Below are 17,809 nucleotides of genomic sequence, written 5' to 3' on the forward strand. Positions count from 1 at the left end.
GCTCTTAGTGTCGTACGGGCCCGCTTCCGGCTACGCCGGGTGTGCCGGCTCAGTCCCTCCCCCAGCCTTCGGCCGGGGGACCCCCATCTCGCTTCGCTCGCACACGAAGATCGCCGTGCCCGGGAGGAGGTTGCCCCGCAGCGGGGACCAGCCGCCCCACTCGGAGGTGTTCCAGGCCGGCCACTCCGGCTCCACCAGGTCGACCAGCCGGAAGCCCGACGACACGATGTCGCGTATCCGGTCGCCGATCGTGCGGTGGTGCTCCACGTACACCGCGCGGCCGTCCTCGTCCTGCTCGACGTACGGGGTGCGGTCGAAGTAGGAGGCCGAGACCGTGAGGCCCTCGGGGCCGGGCTCGTCGGGGAAGGCCCAGCGGACGGGATGCGTGACGGAGAAGACGAAACGCCCGCCGGGGCGCAGGACGCGGCGCGCCTCGCGCAGCACCAGGCGGGGGTCGGCGACGAAGGGGAGCGCGCCGTACGCCGAGCACACCAGGTCGAAGGAGGCGTCGGAGAAGGGCAGCGCGCCGGCGTCCGCGCAGACCAGGGGAAACGATCCGCCGATGCGCAGCGCGTGCTGGAGCTGGCGGTGCGAGAGGTCCAGGGCGACCGGACGGGCCCCCTGGGCGGCCAGCCAGCGCGAGCACTGGGCCGCGCCGGCGCCGATCTCCAGGACGTCCTTGCCCTTCAGCTCCTCCGGCGGGCCCAGCAGCTCCGCCTCCACCTCGTCGAGCCCCTCGGGGCCCCACACGAAACGGTCGTCGCCGAGGAAGGTGCCGTGTTCGATCTGGTACTCGTCCGCGTTGCGGTCCCACCAGCCCCGGTTGGCCCGGCTGCTCTCCGTGGTACCGGCGTCGCGCCGGGTGGCTTCCGGTTCGGCCTCGGTTCCGGTGTCTGTCCCGGCCTCTGCGAGGTCGAACGAATCGGGCTCTTGGATGATCGGCTCCCTCGTCGTACTCTTCCGTGCAACCCGTTCGGAGGGCGTCACGGAAGAGGTCCCGCAGGCCTGCGTGGCTTCCTGGGACGGTTCTTGTGCCGGGTATGCGGCGATCCGCCCCGGGTGTGCGGCTTCGCGCATTGACCCTGCCTGGCTGCCCCCGTATGCTACAAGTTGCGCTGCGGGCCTGCGCACCTCAGACGTAGCAGGCTGCGCTCGCATCTGTATGTATGTCCCCTCGGTTGTCGAGGCGTCACCAGTGGTTCGGGTGACGCTTCCCAGGCTGTCCGGCTTCTGCAGAGCGAAACAGGCTCCCGGCGTAAGCAGTACCTACGACTTCAATGTCCGTACCGGAGCCCTTTCTCACATGACGAGCAGCACCGAGACCACCGCCACCACCCCGCAGGTAGCGGTCAACGACATCGGTAACGAGGAAGCCTTCCTCGCCGCGATCGACGAGACGATCAAGTACTTCAACGACGGCGACATCGTCGACGGCGTCATCGTGAAGGTCGACCGGGACGAGGTCCTGCTCGACATCGGTTACAAGACCGAAGGTGTCATCCCGAGCCGCGAGCTCTCGATCAAGCACGACGTCGACCCCAACGAGGTCGTCGCCGTCGGTGACGAGATCGAAGCCCTTGTTCTCCAGAAGGAGGACAAGGAAGGCCGCCTGATCCTCTCGAAGAAGCGCGCCCAGTACGAGCGTGCCTGGGGCACCATCGAGAAGATCAAGGAAGAGGACGGCATCGTCACCGGTACCGTCATCGAGGTCGTCAAGGGTGGTCTCATCCTCGACATCGGCCTCCGCGGCTTCCTCCCGGCCTCCCTGGTCGAGATGCGTCGCGTCCGCGACCTCCAGCCCTACGTGGGCAAGGAGCTCGAGGCGAAGATCATCGAGCTGGACAAGAACCGCAACAACGTGGTCCTGTCCCGCCGTGCCTGGCTGGAGCAGACCCAGTCCGAGGTCCGCCAGACGTTCCTCACGACCCTCCAGAAGGGTCAGGTCCGCTCCGGTGTGGTCTCCTCGATCGTCAACTTCGGTGCCTTCGTGGACCTGGGTGGCGTCGACGGTCTGGTCCACGTCTCCGAGCTGTCCTGGAAGCACATCGACCACCCGTCCGAGGTTGTCGAGGTCGGCCAGGAAGTCACCGTCGAGGTCCTCGACGTCGACATGGACCGCGAGCGCGTCTCCCTGTCGCTGAAGGCGACCCAGGAAGACCCGTGGCAGCAGTTCGCCCGTACGCACCAGATCGGTCAGGTCGTCCCGGGTAAGGTCACCAAGCTCGTTCCGTTCGGTGCGTTCGTCCGCGTGGACGAGGGCATCGAGGGTCTGGTCCACATCTCCGAGCTGGCCGAGCGCCACGTGGAGATCCCGGAGCAGGTCGTCCAGGTCAACGACGAGATCTTCGTCAAGGTCATCGACATCGACCTCGAGCGCCGCCGCATCAGCCTCTCGCTGAAGCAGGCCAACGAGGCCTTCGGTGCCGACCCGGCCACGGTCGAGTTCGACCCGACCCTGTACGGCATGGCCGCGTCCTACGACGACCAGGGCAACTACATCTACCCCGAGGGCTTCGACCCCGAGACCAACGACTGGCTCGAGGGCTACGAGACCCAGCGCGAGGCGTGGGAGCACCAGTACGCCGAGGCGCAGCAGCGCTTCGAGCAGCACCAGCAGCAGGTCATCAAGAGCCGCGAGGCCGACGCTGCCGCTGCCGAGGAGGGTGGCGACGCCGCGGGTGCCGCTCCGGCCGCCGGTGGCGGTTCGTACTCCTCCGAGGGCGCCGACACCTCCGGTGCGCTGGCCTCGGACGAGGCGCTGGCCGCGCTTCGCGAGAAGCTCGCGGGCGGCCAGAGCTGATCGCTCGCCGCTCGGCCTAGCCGATGACTGAGGGCCCGCACCTTTCGAGGTGCGGGCCCTCAGTGCTGTCTGCTCGCCCTGGGCTTTCTCTCGGTCCACGGTTGGTGGGGGCTGAGCGCGTAGTTCCTCGCGCCCCTCGGGGGGTCGTCGTCGCCGTCTGCCCGAGGGTTCCGAGCGCCTTGTGGGGAGTTGCTCCCCTTCGCGTTCGCGGAAATGTGTGGGATACACGAGTCATCGTGGGGCCGTAACGCGGCGCTGGGACGCTTCCCCGGTCTTCGTTCAAGATCGGAAGGGGAGTCCCGTCATGGCACAGCCTCAGGACAGGTCAGGGACGAGTCGGCGGGCGTTCCTGCGGAACGTCGGTGTCACCGGCGGCGCCGGCGCCATGTTCGCCACCATGGGGGCCCTCGGCCTCGCTCCCACCGCCCGGGCGGAGGCCTTCCAGGCTCCCCGCACCGGCGACTTCACCCTCACCGGACGCGCCGCGGCCCGGGTGGTCGTCCTCGGCGGTGGCATCGCCGGCCTGGCGACCGCCTACGAACTGGGCAAGGCCGGCTACGACTGTACGATCCTGGAGGCCAGGGACCGTACCGGCGGACGCAACTTCACCGTGCGCGGCGGCGACTCGACCACCGACCTCTACGGCAACACGCAGACCGCGCGGTTCGCCGACGGCCACTACATGAACGCCGGGCCCGCCCGGATACCGCAGTGGATGATCACCCTCGACTACTGTCGTGAACTCGGTGTTCCCATCCAGGTGTTCACGAACGTCAACGCCGACGCGTACCTCTACAACGAGTCGGCCGGCATGACGAAGCCCGAGCGCTACCGCACCGCCAAGGCCGACGTGTACGGCTATGTCTCGGAGCTGCTCGCCAAGGCGAGCGACAAGGGCGCGCTGGACGAGGCGCTGACGGCCACCGACCAGGAGCGGCTCGTCGAGTTCCTCAAGGACTGGGGCGAACTCGGCGACAAACTGACGTACGAGGGAGGCGAGCGGCGCGGATACACGACCGTACCGGCCGCCGCCGGCACCCCCGGGGTGCTGCTCGGCGACGTTCCGACCGCCTCCCAGGTGTTCGCAAGTGGTGTCGGGCGCTATTTCTCCTTCGAGTTCGGCTTCGACCAGGCCATGCTGATGTTCCAGCCGGTCGGCGGCATGGACCAGATACCGCGAGCCCTCACCCGGGCGATCGGCGCCCACCGCATCCGCACCGGAGCCGCCGTCTCCAAGATCACCGACACCGGGAACGGCGTCACCGTGACGTACACCCAGGGCGGCCGTACCAGGACCGTCGACGCCGACTACTGCGTGGCAGCCATGCCGCCCAACATCCTCGCCAAGGTGCCGCACAACCTCGGCTCCGGCGTACAGAGCGCCCTGGAGGCCATCACACCGTCGTCCGCGGCCAAGATCGGCCTCGAGTACCGCTCCCGCTGGTGGGAGCTGGACCACCACATCTACGGCGGCATCACCGAGACCGACCAGGACGTCACCCACATCTGGCATCCCTCGTACGGCTTCCACGGCGAACGGGGCGTCCTCATCGGCTACTACAACTACGGCGACGACGCCGACTCCTACGCCAAGCTGAGCCCCGCCGCGCGGGAGAAGCGCGCGGTGGCCGCCGGCGTGAAGATCTACGGCGCCAAGTACCGCACCGAGCTGGTCTCCTCCTTCTCCCACCACTGGCGCCAGACACCCCACCTGGAGGCCGCCTGGCACGACACCCCCGGCGGTCCGGACGACGTGCGCTACAAGCCCCTGAACGAGCCCACCGGGCGGGTCTACTTCGCCGGCGACTGGCTCAGCTACACGGACGCCTGGCAGCACGGCGCGTTCAGCTCCGCGCGCAAGGCGGTCACGGCGCTGCACGCGCGCGTGCTGTCGGCCTGAGTCCCCGCGTGCTGTCGGCCTGAGCCCCTGAGTCCCGCACGCGCGCGTGCCCGCCCTCCCGGCAGGACACGCGCGCGTGTCGCCCTCCCGGCATGAGAAGGCGGTGAGAGCCCGCCTGTTCAGGGGCGCCGACGGGAATGCCTGTGGACTGTGCCGCGTTGAGCCGTACGAACACGAGGAGGAGCGGTCACAGTGCTTGATCCGCAGGGTTTGTACGCATGGGAGCCGAAGGGCCTCGCCGTGGTCGACATGGCGCTCGCCCAGGAGTCGGCCGGTCTTGTCATGCTCTACCACTTCGACGGATACATCGACGCGGGTGAGACCGGCGACCAGATCGTCGACCGGCTCCTCGACTCGCTGCCCCACCAGGTCGTGGCCCGCTTCGACCACGACCGGCTCGTGGACTACCGGGCCCGCCGCCCGCTGCTCACCTTCAAGCGGGACCGCTGGACCGAGTACGAGGAGCCCAGCATCGAGGTCCGGCTGGTCCAGGACGCCACGGGCGCGCCCTTCCTGCTGCTGTCCGGCCCCGAGCCGGACGTCGAGTGGGAGCGCTTCGCCGCGGCCGTACAGCAGGTCGTGGAGCGGCTCGGTGTGCGCCTGTCCGTGAACTTCCACGGCATCCCCATGGGCGTCCCGCACACCCGGCCCGTCGGCCTCACCCCGCACGGCAACCGCACCGACCTCGTCCCGGGCCACCGCAGCCCCTTCGACGAGGCCCAGGTGCCCGGCAGCGCCGAGTCGCTGCTGGAATACCGCCTCATGGAGGCCGGCCACGACGTCCTGGGCGTCGCCGCGCACGTCCCGCACTACATCGCCCGCTCGCCCTACCCGGACGCCGCCCTGACCGTCCTGGAGGCCATCACGGGCGCCACCGGCCTGGTGCTCCCCGGGATCGCGCACGCCCTGCGCACGGACGCCCACCGCACGCAGACGGAGATCGACAGCCAGATCCAGGAGGGCGACGAGGAGCTCACCGCCCTCGTCCAGGGTCTTGAGCACCAGTACGACGCGGCCGCGGGCGCCGAGACCCGCGGCAACATGCTCGCCGAGCCGGTGGAGATCCCGTCGGCGGACGAGATCGGCCTCGAGTTCGAACGCTTCCTCGCGGAGCGCGAGGGCGACAACTGAAGCCCGCGCGGGCGACAACGAAGGTCCGCGCGGGCTGCAGCGAAGGCCCGCGCGAGCGACGAGCACCGGCCCGGACGGGGAGAACGAGCCCCCTCCGGGCCGGTGTCCGTGCCAGGCCCTAAGCTTCGGGGCATGCTGAAAGTGGGCCTCACCGGCGGGATCGGCGCCGGCAAGAGCGCGGTGTCGCGACTGCTCGTCGGGCACGGCGCCGTGCTGATCGACGCGGACCGGATCGCGCGGGAGGTCGTCGCGCCCGGAACCCCGGGCCTCGCGGCGGTCGTCGAGGCCTTCGGCCCGGAGGTGCTCACCGCCGACGGCGGCCTGGACCGGCCGAAGCTGGGTTCGATCGTCTTCGCCGACCCCGCGAAACTGGCCGTACTGAACTCGATCGTGCACCCCCTGGTCGGCGCCCGCTCCCGTGAACTGGAGAGCGCGGCAGCCGCCGACGCCGTGGTGGTCAACGACGTCCCGCTGCTCGCTGAGAACGGCCTCGCCGGGCTCTACGACGTCGTGGTCGTCGTGGACGCCGCCCCCGAGACCCAGCTCGACCGGCTGACCCGGTTGCGCGGGATGACGGAGGAGGACGCACGCGCGCGCATGGCCGCGCAGGCGACGCGCGAGAAGCGTCGGGAGATCGCCGACATCGTCATCGACAACGACGTGCCCCTCGACGTGCTCGAACAGCGGGTCGCGGAGGTGTGGGCCGACCTTGTGCGGCGGGCGCGGGAGCCGGGCTCCAACTAGCGGGAAGCCGTCTTCGAAATAGCGGGCAGCCGTCCGGGCGTTGAACCGCTTCAGTGAGGGAAGGACTTTGCCGTGCCCGAGACCAGCGGTTCGACCGGACGTACTCCGGAGACGCATGTGATCGATTTCCGTGCCGCCGAGCAACTGCTCAACGCACGGGACCCGCGAGGCGCGGTGAAACTGCTCGACGGAGTGATCGCCGCGCACCCCGAGAACACCGCCGCCCGGCTCCTGCGCGCGCGTGCCTTCTTCGCCGCCGCGCAACTGCGGCCCGCCGAGCTGGAGTTCACCATCGTCCTGGAGCGCGAACCGGACAACGCGTTCGCCCACTTCGCGCTCGCCCGCACCTATCAGCGCCAGGGCCGTGCCGAGCTCGCGATACGCCACTTCCGGCTGGCGGCCGCCCTGGACCCGAACCCGGAGTACCTGAAGGCGGCCCGCTTCGAGAGCGGTGCGTGAGCGACCGCTCGCTCACGGGTGCCCGTGCCGCGGCGGCCGTCTGAACGGCGGCGGGCTGCCGTCGGCCGGCGGGTACGGCGGCACATCGCGGCCCGGCTGGTAGTGCGGGCCCTGCCTGATGTGCCGGAGGATCATCGTCAGGTCGACGGTGGCCACCAGCCACAGCACGCCGCAGGCGGCCGCCCAGCCGGGACGCCCCACCAGCGCGAACGCCGCCGTGCCGAAGATCGCCCAGAACAGACCCCACAGGCTCAGCCACAGCCGCGCCCGCAGCGCACTGCGGGCGGTCGCCGGTTCACTGCCCGTACGCATCCCGGATCACCGCTCCTCCTTGCAACGTACTCTTCGACCAGCACGTTCACCAAGCAGGACGTCCACCGAGGGGGGACCCACCGTGCTGCCGGACGCCGACGACCTGCCCGACCTCCTTCTCGACCTGGCCGTGCCGCACGAGGACATCAACGAGGTGGTGGCGCTGCGGCGCGCCGTGACCGCCGATCCCGGCCTGCGACGGCTGCTGGAGGAGTGCGCCGAGGACGCGACCGGTGCCGTACGGGAGGTCGACGACCCCGACGGCCTCGGCGCCCGGGCCGCCCGGGCCCCGGCCGCGCTGGGCGCGTACTTCCTCGTGTACGTCTTCCTCGCCGCGGTGCCGGACATCCGCGCCCGGCACCGGGCACTCGGCATCCCCGACGACATCTCCCGGCACACGCTCGCCGACCTCGGCCGCGGCATGGCACTGCACCGCAGGCGGTACGGCGGCGGAGGGCTGGGCACCCGCCAGGCGCACTGGCTCACCCGCCATTTCGGCGGCCGCCTCTACCAACTGGGACGGCTGCAGTACGAGCGGACGGGGCTCGGCGAACGCACGGCACGGGCCGTCACCGCGGCCGGAACCGGCGTGACCGCGGGCGAGCCCTGCCTGAACCTGCACATCCCCGACTTCCTCGGACCGCTCACCTCTGCCGCCTTCGACCACTCCCTGGCGCGGGCCCGGGACTTCTTCACCCGGTACTTCCCCGAGGAGTCCCCGGCCGTCGCGACCTGCCACTCCTGGCTGCTCGATCCGCAGCTGCGCCGCCTCCTCCCGGCGCACTCCAACATCGTCCGTTTCCAGGAGAGGTTCCGGCCCGGGTGGGAGGACCCGGAACCGGCCGACACCACACCGGTCGGCTTCGTCTTCGGCGTCCCGGACCTGCCGGTAGCGGACCTGCCCCGGCGTACCTCGCTGGAACGGACGGTCGGCGACCATCTGCGGGCGGGCGGCCACTGGTACGTCGGCCACGGCTGGTTCCCGTGGCCGCGGTGAGGTGATCGAAGTTCCCGTCGGCCCTCGAACTACTCGAACGAGTGAACCATCGGCGGGCGGGAACGCCCGTGCGGCGGCGGGCCGTTGTTCGGGCATGACGGTTGAAATGCGTGAGGGGTACGAGGGAACAGGGCCCGGTGCGATCACCCCGGACGGCTGCGCGGTGGAGCTCTACACCCGCCTGGCCGCGGGTGGCGAACCGGACATCATCGAGGCGGCGGTCCCGGCCGGCGCCCAGATCCTGGAGCTGGGCAGCGGGGTGGGGCGGATGACGCACCCGCTGCTGGAGCGCGGGTTCCGGGTCACGGCGGTGGACGAGTCGGCGGAGATGCTGGCGCGGGTGCGCGGGGCACGCACGATACGCAGCACCATCGAAGGGCTCGACCTGGGCGAGAAGTTCGACGTGGTGATGCTCGCGTCGTTCCTGGTGAACACCGGGGACACGGAGGTGCGCCGGGGCATGCTGCGCACCTGCGCGGCGCACGTGGCGGACGGCGGCTCTGTGCTCATCCAGCGGGAGGGCGCGGACTACCACACGAACGTGCCACGAGAACGGGCCGATCCCAGCGGTTACACCGTGCGGATCGCGTCGGTCGAGCCGGTCGGGGACGGGGTGAACTCGGTGCGCGCGGAGTACGAGTTCCCGGACGCGGCCTGGACCCAGACGTTCCTGGCGCGACCGCTCACCCGGGAACAGTTCGAGGAGGCACTCGCGGAAGGGGGACTGGAGGTGGCCGAGTATCTGACCGAGGACGGGACCTGGGTGAGGGCGGTGCCGACGGCTTAGCCGGGGCCGTTCCTCCGGAGGCGGTCGTCCGCAGGCGGTTGTCCGGAGGGAGTCGTCCGGGGGCGGGTCACCGACCGCCGGGGCGCCCACCGCTCGGCCGACCTGTGCCGCCCCCCTTGCCTCCGCCGCCGATGCCTCCGCCCCCCTTGCCTCCGGCTCCGCCGAAGCCTCCCGCTCCGCCCATCCCGCCGAGACCGCGCAGCCGTTCCAGCTCGCGGCGGTCGCGCTTGGTGGGGCGGCCCGCGCCGCGGTCGCGGATGCCGATGGGGGCGACGGCCTCGCGGGGCGGGGGCGGCGGGGAGTTGTCGATGAAGCACTGGGCGGCCACGGGTGCGCCGACCCGCTTGCGGATCAGCCGCTTCACGATGACGATCCGCTCCCGCCCCTCGTGACGCAGCCGCACCTCGTCACCGACGCGCACGGAGTGGGCGGGCTTGACCCGCTCGCCGTTCACCTGGACATGCCCGCCCCGGCAGGCGGTGGCTCCCATGGAGCGGGTCTTGATGAGGCGCACGGCCCAGATCCAGCTGTCGATCCGCACGTTCTCACCGGGGGCGGGCCCGGCGGCCTCGGCGGCGGCGACGGCCGCGGCCAGGGCGGCGGGGTCCAGAGTCTGGGTGGCGGGATCGGGTGCCTGGGCGGCAGCGGCCTCGGTGCCTTCGGCGGACTCGGCCGCGGTGGGGGTTCCGGTCCCACCGTTCGCCCGCTCGCTGCTCTCGTCCGCGTCCTCAGAAGCCATGCCCTGACCTTAGCCCCCAGGGCCGAGAGAAACGGAGCCGATTTCCGGGGCCTACCGTGGAGCCATGACCAGCAGCCCCCTCGCCCGCCTCGACCAGCGCGTCAGCGTCTGCCGGGCCTGCCCCCGGCTGGTCGCCTGGCGGGAGGACGTGGCCCGCACCAAGCGGGCCGCGTTCGCCGACTGGACGTACTGGGGCCGGCCCGTCCCCGGCTTCGGGCCGGCCGACGCCCGGTTGCTGATCATCGGCCTCGCCCCGGCCGCGCACGGCGGCAACCGCACCGGCCGGATGTTCACCGGCGACCGCTCCGGTGACGTCCTGTACCAGGCGCTGTACGACGTCGGGCTCGCCTCGCAGCCGACGTCGGTGAGCGCCGACGACGGTCTGGAGCTGTACGGCGTGCGGGTCACCGCGCCCGTGCACTGTGCCCCGCCCGCCAACAAGCCGACCCCCGAGGAGCGCGACACCTGCCGCTCCTGGCTGGTCGAGGAGCTGACGCTGCTGCGGCCGACGGTGCGTGCCGCCGTCGTGCTCGGCGCCTTCGGCTGGCAGGCCGCGCTGCCGGCGTTCGCGCAGGCGGGCTGGATTGTGCCCCGGCCCCGCCCGGCCTTCGCCCACGGCGCCCGCGTCGACCTCGGCGGCCTGGACGTCTTCGGCTGTTTCCACGTCAGCCAGCGCAACACCTTCACCGGCCGCCTCACCCCCGAGATGCTCCGCGAGGTGCTGCGGACGGCGGCGGAGGCGGCCGGGTTGCCCTGAGGGGGCGGGGTCAGGCGAGTCGGGCCGCCGCCACCGGGCGGTCGGCGACCGTGTGGGTGCCGGTGGACGCGGACGAGTTGACGCTCCAGCGGTAGCGGGAGAACTCGCCGGTGGTGTTGGAGGCGTAGAACATCATGTGGCCGATGCCGACGCCCTGGAGGTTCTCGCCGTCCACGGTGCCGATCATGCGGGTGTCGGGGTACTGCGGGTAGTTGGAGAGGCCGTAGACGCCGTGCGGGTCGGAGGTGCAGTCGACGATCTCGACGGCGTACTGGGTCTCGCCGGCGAAGTCGGCGACCCCGCTGAAGACGCCCTTGACCTCGCGGACCATCACGATGTGCCCGGTGTTGTTCGCGTCCTGTCCGCTGTAGTCGACGGCGACGAGATCGCCGGGGCGCAGGTCGGTGACCTTGCGGATGCGGCGGAAGCGCGGGCCCGCCGTGCCGCCGATGAAGGCCGAGCAGTAGTCGGCGGCCTCCGGGCCCTTCTCCTGGAAGTACTGGAGGAAGTAGTCGTCGGTGGCCCAGCCGTAGGTGTGCTTGAGCACGGCCGTGACGAAGGACGAGCAGCGGGCCCGGGCCACCCAGCTCGCGAGGTCGTCCGGCAGGCCCCAGGTCACAGTCGCCGTGGTGTTCATCAGGTAGACGTTGTTGGCGCGTGCCGTACGCCCGCTGACCAGGGCGATCTCATCGGCGGTGAGGGCGCGGCCGTAGGCGCGGACGTCGTCGACCGCGCCCTTGAAGCGGTTCACGTAACCGCCGTCCCAGCGGGCCCGGCCGATGTTGAAGCCCTGGGTGGCGGCCCAGGAGAGGGTGGTGTCGGCGCTGCCCTCCTGCACCCCGTTCACATACAGCTTGATGCTCGTGCCGTCCCAGACGCCCACCAGATGGGTCCAGACGCCCACCTTGGTCACCGGCGTGGCCGCGAGCGCCGAGGCCTTGGCGGCCTGGTCCTCGCTGCGTACCTTGAAGGCCCAGGTCCCGGCGGTGTCGTCGTACTGGAGCAGGAAGCGGCTGGCGCTGCCGCCGTCCTGGCTGACGGCCGTGTACATGTTCGTCAGGACGGCGTCGTCGGCCAGCCGGACCCAGGCCGAGACCGTGAAGGGGGCCGTGGTGTCCAGGACGGAGGCGGTGGCGGCGTACGCCCCGGAGGTGCCGTCGAGGCTCAGTTCGCCGCCTGCCCGCAGACCGGTCCAGCTCGCCCCGGAGCCCGGGGTGACGGGGTGGTCCAGGCCGGAGCGGTCGGTGCCGGAGCCGTCCAGCGGCCAGTGTCCGGCGAGCCCGGTCGGCAGGTAGCCGGCGGCCAGCATCCGCTGGTACTGCACCAGCCGCTCGGCCTCGGCCAGATGCGGCGCGGTGACCGGGGTGAACGGCGTGTCCAGCGGGGTGTCGGCCGCGGCGGTCCCGGTGCCGGTCGCCATCCCTGCCATCGCGCCCACCCCCACGAGTGCGGCTCCGCTCAACAGCCCCCGTCTGCTCACCATGGTGATGCCCTCCCCGTTTCGATCCTCGCGGTGATGTGATCTTCACCGGCGAGGAGAACTCTAGGAGATTCCTGTGGGAACGGGTGTTCCCGTGGGTGGCCGGGCCCTCGGCTAGCGGTCGGTCCCCCCGTCCTCGAAGTCCTCGAAGTCCCCGCCGTCGCCGAAGAGGTGTCGCACCGTCGACCGGTAGTTGGCCTGTACGTGGCCCAGTGCGCGGGCGCGGGCCCGGTCCGGGTCGCCGGAGGCGATCGCGTCGTACAGCTCGCGGTGTTCGGTGAGGAGTTGGGGCCACTCCTCGTTGCGCCGGGTGAGCCAGCGCAGTCGGCCGTCGACCGGTTCCATCACCGAGATGAGCAGGCTGTTGCCGGCCAGGGCCAGGATCCGGTCGTGGAAGCGGGTGTTGATGTCGGTGATCGTCTCGGCGTCGTCCGCCTCGGTGGCCGTGGCCGCCCGGTCGAGCAGCTCCCGCAGCTCCGCCAGTGCCTCGGGGGTCGCCCGGGCCGCCGCAAGGCCGGCCGCGTACACCTCCAACGCCTCGCGCAACTCGAAGAGTTCCTTGACGTCGGTCGGGGTCAGCCGGCGCACGACCGTGCGGCGGGCCGACTCGAAGAGGACGAAGCCCTCGGCGACCAAGGCCCGGATCGCCTCCCGGACCGGCACCCGGGAGACTCCGAACCGCTCGGCCAGCTCGCGCTCGACCAGCCGGTCGCCCGGGCCCAGGCGGCCCTCGATGATGTCCTGCCGCAGTGTCGCCAGGACGCGCTCGCGCACCGCGCCCAGAGGTTCGATCTTCGTCGTGGGAGAGCCCATGAGGTCATTTTCGCCGAACCCGGGGGCCTTTTACGGAGCCGTAACGGGACGGACATCGGTCGGAACGCTTGACGGGAGCACCATGACGGGAGTTTGGTATACCAAAAGTTGGTACACCGGTTGGTTCCCTGGAGGCCCCGTGTCCCTGGCCGACCGCGCCGACGTCACCGGCGCACCCGCCTTCGTCCCCGACCCACGGCTCACCAACGAAGACCTCGCCCCCGCCGAGAAGCGGAACTGGAAGGTCTTCGACCTCTTCGCCATGTGGATGTCCGACGTCCACAACCTCGGCAACTACACCTTCGCCGCCGGCCTGCTGGTCCTCGGCATGAACGTCTGGCAGGTCTTCACCTCCCTCCTCGTCGGCTTCGTGCTCATCTACGTCGGCATGAACTGGATGGGGAGGATCGGCCAGCGCCACGGCGTGCCGTTCCCGGTGGTCAGCCGGATCAGCTTCGGCGTCTGGGGTGCCAACATCCCGGCGCTGATCAGGGCCGTGATCGCCATCATGTGGTACGGCATCCAGACCTATCTGGCCTCCGTCGCCGTCAACGTGATGCTGCTGGCGGCCTGGCCGGACCTGAAGTCCCTCACCGAGAGCTCCTTCCTGGGCCTGGACACGCTGGGCTGGATCTCCTTCGTCTCGCTCTGGCTGGTCCAGGCGGCGATCATCAGCCGCGGCATGGAGACGATCCGCAAGTTCCAGGACTTCTGCGGCCCGGCGATCTGGCTGGTGATGATCGCCCTCGCCGTCTGGATCCTCGCCAAGGCCCACTGGACCATCTCGCTCACCTCCACCCCGCACCCGGTCTCCACCGGCGAGCAGTGGCGGCAGTGGTTCGGCGCGATCGGCCTGATCCTCGCCACCTATGGCACGCTGATGCTCAACTTCTGCGACTTCTCCCGCTTCGCGCCGGACTACCGCACCGTGCGCCGCGGCAACTTCTGGGGTCTGCCCATCAACTCCACGGCGTTCGTGGTCGTCTCGGTGATCGTCACGGCCGGCTCCCTGGAGGTCTTCGGCGAGGCCATCACCGACCCGGCCGAACTGGTCGCCAAGGTCGGCAACACCTGGGTCCTGGTGGTGGCCGCGCTGACCTTCGCGGTCGCCACCATGGGCGTCAACATCGTCGCCAACTTCGTCTCGCCGGCGTACGACCTGGCCAACGTCTGGCCGCAGAAGATCAGTTTCAAGGTCGGCGGGATGATCAGCACGGTCGCGGCCCTGGTCGTCACGCCCTGGAACCTCTTCTCCAACCCCACCGTCGTCAACTACTTCCTCGGCGGCCTCGGCGCCTTCCTGGGACCGCTGTTCGGTGTGATCATGGTCGACTACTACGCGATCAAACGCGGCCGGGTGGACGTGCAACAGCTCTTCAACGCGGCGCCCGGCTCCCCGTACCACTACCGCAAGGGCGTCAACCCCAAGGCCCTGTGGGCGTTCCTGCCCTCGGCGGCGGTCGCGGCCGTGCTCGCGCTGGTGAAGACGTTCAGCGACGTGGCGCCGTACTCCTGGTTCATCGGCACGGCGCTGGCCGCGGGCCTGTACCTGGCGCTGTGCCGCCGGGACCGAACCCCTGTGACCGAGGAGGTCTGACGGACGTGCGGATCGTCGTCACCAACTGCAACACCACGCAGGAGATGACCGAGGAGATCGTACGAGGTGCCCGGGCCGCCGCAGGCCCGGGCACCGCCGTGACCGGACTGACCCCGGCCTGGGGGCCCGAGTCGGCGGAGGGCTGGCTGGACAGCTACCTCTCGGCGGCGGCGGTCCTCGACGCGCTGCGGACGTACGACGGTCCGCCGTACGACGCCGTGGTCATGGCCGGTTTCGGCGAGCACGGGCGCGAAGGCGTACGGGAGTTGGTGGACGTACCCGTCGTCGACATCACCGAGGCCGCCGCCCATCTCGCCTGTCTGCTGGGCCGCCGCTACGGCGTCGTCACCACACTGGACCGCTCGCGCGGGCAGATCGAGGACAGCCTGGAGACGGCGGGGGTGGCCCGCAACTGTGTGGCGGTGGCGGGCACGGGACTGGGCGTTCTCGACCTCACCGGTGACCCGGGGCGCACGGAGGCGGCGTTCCTCGCGGCGGCCGAACGGGTCCGGGACGCCGGCGCCGAGGTCCTGGTCCTCGGCTGCGCCGGGATGACGGGACTGCAGCGGGCGGTGGGGGAGAAGCTCGGGGTTCCGGTGGTCGACGGGGTCGGCGCGGCGGTGAAGCTGGCGGAGTCGCTGGTGACACTGGGACTCACGACCAGTCGGGCGGGGAGCTACGGCAAGCCGCGGGCGAAGCGGCGGGTGTGGGGGCCGGGCCAGGGGTAGGGAGCCGTGCCGGGAGTGCCTGAAATGGACTCACGCCCTTGTGATCCACACCACAGGAGGAGGCGTTCATGAGCACCCCCACCCCTTGCACCCCCACCACCGGAGCCGGAGCCGGAGCCGGAGCCGGAGCCGGAGCCGGAGCCGGAGCCGGAGCCGGAGCCGGAACCATCGCGGACCCCGGCCCGCTAGGCCTCGCCGCCTTCGCCGCGACGGCCTTCGTCCGTCGCCCTCTTCTACGGCGGTCTGGCCCAACTGCTCGCGGCCATGTGGGAGTTCCGGAAGGGCAACACCTTCGGCGCCACGGCCTTCGGGTCGTACGGCGCCTTCTGGCTGGCGTACGCCGCCTACGCGAGGTTCGTCGCGGGCAGCCTGCAGCCACCGCGCACCAGGCGACCGGCCTGTTCCTGCTGACCTTCGCGATCTTCACACCCTGTCGGTGAGTTCGCGCAGTCGCCCGGCACCGTCAGGGCCGGTGGCCGGCTCGGCCTGGTCACGGCCGTGCGCGCCTGGTGCGCGTCGTTCGCCGGCGTCGCCAACGCCACCTACCACCGTGCCGCCTGCCGGTCTTCCCGAACATCGGCGAGCACCTGCGGCCGCACCACGGCCACCGCGGCGGCCCGGTCGCCGGGGTCCACGCGTGACCTACGGCAACAGCTGCCACACATAGCGCACATCGGGCTCCCGCTCCTCGTTCGCACTGCCGTCCGTGTACTCGACGGCGACGAACCCGTGCCGTTCGTAGAACCGGTGGGCGGGCGTGTTCACCTGGAACGTCCAGAGCGTGAGCCCTTGCGGGAAGCGCTCCTTGGCCAGCGCGACGAACAGATCACCGACACCCCGTCCCCGCCACCCGGGATCCAGGTACAACTGGGACACCAGCCGGTCCGCGAGCACCATCATCCCCACCACGCGCCCGCCCGCCTCCGCGACCCAGGTCTCCCGTGACGGCACCACGACATCCCGGAAGTAGGCGCGCACCTCGTCGTCCGAGTGCGCCCGCACGACGGTCGGCAGGGCCGCGGAGTACGACCGCAGCCAGACATCGGCGACGGCGTCGGCGTCCGGCCCGCCGGCCCGGCGCAGTACGACCTCGGCGCTCATGCCCCCGCCCCCTCGTCGGGTACGACGGCCGTGGCCGTGATCTCCACCAGCTGCCCGGTGTATCCGAGACAGGCGACCCCGACCAGCGTCGACGAGTGCGGCCCGGCACTGAGCCCCGAGGCCTCGACGACCTCCCACACCCCGGACAGCACCGCGGGCTCACTGCTCACGACGTACACATCGGTCGCCAGTACATGCTGCAGGTCGCTCCCGACCGCCCGCAGCTGCTCCCGCAGATTGGCGATCACCTGCTCGGCCTGCCGCGGCGGATCCCCCTCACCGACGAGCTTCCCCTCCCCGTCCAACGGAACGGCACCCGCCAGAAACGCGAGCCTCGTGCCGGCCTCGACGACGGAGACGTGGGAGTAACCGGGCGGTGGAAAGAGAGCCGGGGCGGTGAAACGCTGGATCACAAGGGCTCCTGAATTCAACGACGGACAACCGACCGATCGTCCGCCCTCGCACCGCCGGTCCGCATCTGAATTTTCCGGTTCCCCTGCTCCTCGTCCTGCGCGAAAAATGCTTGGGAATGGGTCAGTTGGCGCTGCTACCGTCCTTCACGTGGCGAAACTCAATCAGATCATCGCGGTCGAGAAGGGCATCAAGTCCAAGGCGCATCAGGACCTGACGTCGGCGCATCACGGGTTGCAGAAGCCCGCGCTGCTGGCCGGTATCTCGCGGACGTATCAGCCGAAGGACGAGGAGGGTGAGCAGTTGCCGCCCGAGTCCACGCGGGTTCAGGTCAAGGCCGAGGACGTGCTGCGGGAGACCTCGGCGACGCTGACGCGGCTCTTCGACGTGACCGCCACCAAGGACTGGGCGAACTGCGAGGCCAGGGCCGATGTGAAGGTGGACGGGCGGGTGCTGGTCGCCGGTGTGCCCGTGGCCTATCTGCTGTTCCTGGAGAAGCAGCTCGTCGACCTCAATACTTTCGTGCGGAAGCTGCCCGTGCTCGACGCCTCCGAGTCGTGGGTGCAGGACCCGTCCACCGACGCCTGGAAGACCGAGCCGGTACGGACGCTGCGGACCAGGAAGGTGCCCCGCAACCATGTGAAGGCCGAGGCGACGGAGAAGCATCCGGCGCAGGTCGAGGTGTACTACGAGGACGTTCCGGTGGGGTACTGGACCACCGTGAAGTTCTCGGGGGCGCTGCCGGCCCGGCGGGTCAACGAACTCCTCGACCGGGTCGAGAAGTTGCAGCAGGCCGTCAAGTTCGCCCGTGAGGAGGCGAACGGTGCCGACGTCGTCGACCAGCGGGTCGGGGACGCCGTGTTCGGCTACCTGTTCGGGTAGCCTCCAAGGACCCCCGGTCCCTTGAGGCCGGGGTGCGCGAGGAGCGCAAGCTGAAGCTGAGGCTTGTCGTGACGAGCGGCCGTACCCCACAGAACACGGGGCGGGCCGCGTTGAATCTCAGACTCTCGCTCCAGACTCAGCATTCGCCGCCGATCGCCGGATCGAACGGGC

At 70.6% G+C, this 17,809-nt stretch carries 19 protein-coding genes; 12 read left to right on the plus strand and 7 right to left on the minus strand.

The window, feature by feature from the left end; all coding sequences use genetic code 11:
* Nucleotides 1–30: 30 nt before the first annotated feature.
* Nucleotides 31–987 (minus strand): methyltransferase domain-containing protein, encoded by a 957-nt coding sequence (locus ACFZDK_RS08935; protein WP_390971197.1) that lies wholly within the window; start codon nucleotides 985–987, stop codon nucleotides 31–33.
* A 316-nt stretch (nucleotides 988–1,303) separates the two neighbouring features.
* Here ACFZDK_RS08935 and rpsA point away from each other — a divergent pair, with 316 nt between their 5' ends.
* The 5 genes from rpsA to ACFZDK_RS08960 all read left to right on the plus strand — a co-directional run bounded on the left by rpsA (nucleotide 1,304) and on the right by ACFZDK_RS08960 (nucleotide 7,034).
* Nucleotides 1,304–2,800 carry a 30S ribosomal protein S1 gene (gene rpsA, locus ACFZDK_RS08940; RefSeq protein WP_123977983.1) on the plus strand — a complete coding sequence of 499 codons (1,497 nt, stop codon included), beginning with the start codon at nucleotides 1,304–1,306 and terminating at the stop codon, nucleotides 2,798–2,800.
* Nucleotides 2,801–3,185: 385 nt separating this feature from the next.
* Nucleotides 3,186–4,700 (plus strand): FAD-dependent oxidoreductase, encoded by a 1,515-nt coding sequence (locus ACFZDK_RS08945; RefSeq protein ID WP_390971596.1) that lies wholly within the window; start codon nucleotides 3,186–3,188, stop codon nucleotides 4,698–4,700.
* 192 nt (nucleotides 4,701–4,892) lie between these two features.
* Nucleotides 4,893–5,831 (plus strand): PAC2 family protein, encoded by a 939-nt coding sequence (locus ACFZDK_RS08950; RefSeq protein WP_359209891.1) that lies wholly within the window; start codon nucleotides 4,893–4,895, stop codon nucleotides 5,829–5,831.
* 132 nt (nucleotides 5,832–5,963) lie between these two features.
* The gene (coaE, locus tag ACFZDK_RS08955; RefSeq protein WP_390971200.1) at nucleotides 5,964–6,575 is read left to right on the plus strand and encodes a dephospho-CoA kinase; all 612 of its coding nucleotides are present in this window, start codon (nucleotides 5,964–5,966) and stop codon (nucleotides 6,573–6,575) included.
* Between the two features lie 72 nt (nucleotides 6,576–6,647).
* Entirely contained in the window at nucleotides 6,648–7,034 is a 387-nt protein-coding gene (locus ACFZDK_RS08960; protein WP_390971202.1) for a tetratricopeptide repeat protein, read from the plus strand.
* A gap of 12 nt (nucleotides 7,035–7,046) precedes the next feature.
* Here ACFZDK_RS08960 and ACFZDK_RS08965 read toward each other — a convergent pair whose 3' ends face one another.
* On the minus strand, nucleotides 7,047–7,346 hold the full coding sequence (locus tag ACFZDK_RS08965) for a DUF6343 family protein (RefSeq protein ID WP_390971204.1): 300 nt from the start codon (nucleotides 7,344–7,346) through the stop codon (nucleotides 7,047–7,049).
* Nucleotides 7,347–7,428: 82 nt separating this feature from the next.
* Here ACFZDK_RS08965 and ACFZDK_RS08970 point away from each other — a divergent pair, with 82 nt between their 5' ends.
* Together ACFZDK_RS08970 and ACFZDK_RS08975 are read left to right on the plus strand one after the other, a co-directional pair.
* Nucleotides 7,429–8,343, plus strand: coding sequence for an acyltransferase domain-containing protein (locus tag ACFZDK_RS08970; RefSeq protein ID WP_390971206.1), 915 nt, complete (start codon nucleotides 7,429–7,431; stop codon nucleotides 8,341–8,343).
* A gap of 106 nt (nucleotides 8,344–8,449) precedes the next feature.
* Nucleotides 8,450–9,130, plus strand: coding sequence for a methyltransferase domain-containing protein (locus ACFZDK_RS08975; protein ID WP_390971597.1), 681 nt, complete (start codon nucleotides 8,450–8,452; stop codon nucleotides 9,128–9,130).
* Between the two features lie 67 nt (nucleotides 9,131–9,197).
* Here the strand turns inward: ACFZDK_RS08975 and ACFZDK_RS08980 are convergent, their stop codons facing one another.
* The gene (locus tag ACFZDK_RS08980; RefSeq protein ID WP_390971208.1) at nucleotides 9,198–9,869 is read right to left on the minus strand and encodes a S4 domain-containing protein; all 672 of its coding nucleotides are present in this window, start codon (nucleotides 9,867–9,869) and stop codon (nucleotides 9,198–9,200) included.
* Between the two features lie 64 nt (nucleotides 9,870–9,933).
* Here ACFZDK_RS08980 and ACFZDK_RS08985 point away from each other — a divergent pair, with 64 nt between their 5' ends.
* Nucleotides 9,934–10,626: a uracil-DNA glycosylase family protein gene (locus ACFZDK_RS08985; RefSeq protein WP_390971210.1), complete on the plus strand. Its 693-nt coding sequence runs from the start codon at nucleotides 9,934–9,936 to the stop codon at nucleotides 10,624–10,626.
* A gap of 10 nt (nucleotides 10,627–10,636) precedes the next feature.
* On the opposite strand, the gene ACFZDK_RS08990 is transcribed toward ACFZDK_RS08985, so the two are convergent.
* Together ACFZDK_RS08990 and ACFZDK_RS08995 are read right to left on the minus strand one after the other, a co-directional pair.
* Nucleotides 10,637–12,109: a LamG-like jellyroll fold domain-containing protein gene (locus ACFZDK_RS08990; protein WP_390971212.1), complete on the minus strand. Its 1,473-nt coding sequence runs from the start codon at nucleotides 12,107–12,109 to the stop codon at nucleotides 10,637–10,639.
* Between the two features lie 111 nt (nucleotides 12,110–12,220).
* Nucleotides 12,221–12,919 (minus strand): FCD domain-containing protein, encoded by a 699-nt coding sequence (locus ACFZDK_RS08995; RefSeq protein WP_390971214.1) that lies wholly within the window; start codon nucleotides 12,917–12,919, stop codon nucleotides 12,221–12,223.
* A gap of 139 nt (nucleotides 12,920–13,058) precedes the next feature.
* Here ACFZDK_RS08995 and ACFZDK_RS09000 point away from each other — a divergent pair, with 139 nt between their 5' ends.
* From ACFZDK_RS09000 to ACFZDK_RS09010, 3 genes are all read left to right on the plus strand, one after another.
* Complete coding sequence (locus tag ACFZDK_RS09000) at nucleotides 13,059–14,516, plus strand: cytosine permease (protein WP_390971216.1); 1,458 nt, start codon at nucleotides 13,059–13,061, stop codon at nucleotides 14,514–14,516.
* 5 nt (nucleotides 14,517–14,521) lie between these two features.
* Nucleotides 14,522–15,244, plus strand: coding sequence for an aspartate/glutamate racemase family protein (locus tag ACFZDK_RS09005; RefSeq protein WP_390971218.1), 723 nt, complete (start codon nucleotides 14,522–14,524; stop codon nucleotides 15,242–15,244).
* Nucleotides 15,245–15,508: 264 nt separating this feature from the next.
* Entirely contained in the window at nucleotides 15,509–15,655 is a 147-nt protein-coding gene (locus ACFZDK_RS09010; protein ID WP_390971220.1) for a GPR1/FUN34/YaaH family transporter, read from the plus strand.
* Nucleotides 15,656–15,886: 231 nt separating this feature from the next.
* On the opposite strand, the gene ACFZDK_RS09015 is transcribed toward ACFZDK_RS09010, so the two are convergent.
* Both ACFZDK_RS09015 and ACFZDK_RS09020 read right to left on the minus strand, forming a co-directional pair.
* A complete protein-coding gene (locus ACFZDK_RS09015) occupies nucleotides 15,887–16,345 on the minus strand; it encodes a GNAT family N-acetyltransferase (protein ID WP_390971222.1) in 459 nt (152 codons plus the stop codon).
* Entirely contained in the window at nucleotides 16,342–16,758 is a 417-nt protein-coding gene (locus ACFZDK_RS09020; protein ID WP_390971224.1) for a Rid family hydrolase, read from the minus strand. The genes ACFZDK_RS09015 and ACFZDK_RS09020 overlap by 4 nt, the downstream gene beginning before the upstream one ends.
* 148 nt (nucleotides 16,759–16,906) lie before the next feature.
* Here ACFZDK_RS09020 and ACFZDK_RS09025 point away from each other — a divergent pair, with 148 nt between their 5' ends.
* Nucleotides 16,907–17,638, plus strand: coding sequence for a hypothetical protein (locus tag ACFZDK_RS09025; RefSeq protein ID WP_390971226.1), 732 nt, complete (start codon nucleotides 16,907–16,909; stop codon nucleotides 17,636–17,638).
* Nucleotides 17,639–17,809 lie beyond the last annotated feature (171 nt).

The sequence above is a fragment of the Streptomyces sp. NPDC007901 genome, from assembly GCF_042959465.1.
Taxonomy (GTDB): Bacteria; Actinomycetota; Actinomycetes; order Streptomycetales; family Streptomycetaceae; genus Streptomyces.

Excerpts from the sequence above, each read along its gene's own strand:
- ACFZDK_RS08965 (WP_390971204.1), bottom strand. The coding sequence starts at position 7,346 with ATGCGTACGGGCAGTGAACCGGCGACCGCCCGCAGTGCGCTGCGGGCG.
- ACFZDK_RS08985 (WP_390971210.1), top strand. The coding sequence starts at position 9,934 with ATGACCAGCAGCCCCCTCGCCCGCCTCGACCAGCGCGTCAGCGTCTGC.
- coaE (WP_390971200.1), top strand. The coding sequence starts at position 5,964 with ATGCTGAAAGTGGGCCTCACCGGCGGGATCGGCGCCGGCAAGAGCGCG.
- rpsA (WP_123977983.1), top strand. The coding sequence starts at position 1,304 with ATGACGAGCAGCACCGAGACCACCGCCACCACCCCGCAGGTAGCGGTC.
- ACFZDK_RS08975 (WP_390971597.1), top strand. The coding sequence starts at position 8,450 with ATGCGTGAGGGGTACGAGGGAACAGGGCCCGGTGCGATCACCCCGGAC.
- ACFZDK_RS08990 (WP_390971212.1), bottom strand. The coding sequence starts at position 12,109 with ATGGTGAGCAGACGGGGGCTGTTGAGCGGAGCCGCACTCGTGGGGGTG.
- ACFZDK_RS09010 (WP_390971220.1), top strand. The coding sequence starts at position 15,509 with ATGTGGGAGTTCCGGAAGGGCAACACCTTCGGCGCCACGGCCTTCGGG.
- ACFZDK_RS09015 (WP_390971222.1), bottom strand. The coding sequence starts at position 16,345 with ATGAGCGCCGAGGTCGTACTGCGCCGGGCCGGCGGGCCGGACGCCGAC.
- ACFZDK_RS08945 (WP_390971596.1), top strand. The coding sequence starts at position 3,186 with ATGTTCGCCACCATGGGGGCCCTCGGCCTCGCTCCCACCGCCCGGGCG.
- ACFZDK_RS08995 (WP_390971214.1), bottom strand. The coding sequence starts at position 12,919 with ATGGGCTCTCCCACGACGAAGATCGAACCTCTGGGCGCGGTGCGCGAG.
- ACFZDK_RS08980 (WP_390971208.1), bottom strand. The coding sequence starts at position 9,869 with ATGGCTTCTGAGGACGCGGACGAGAGCAGCGAGCGGGCGAACGGTGGG.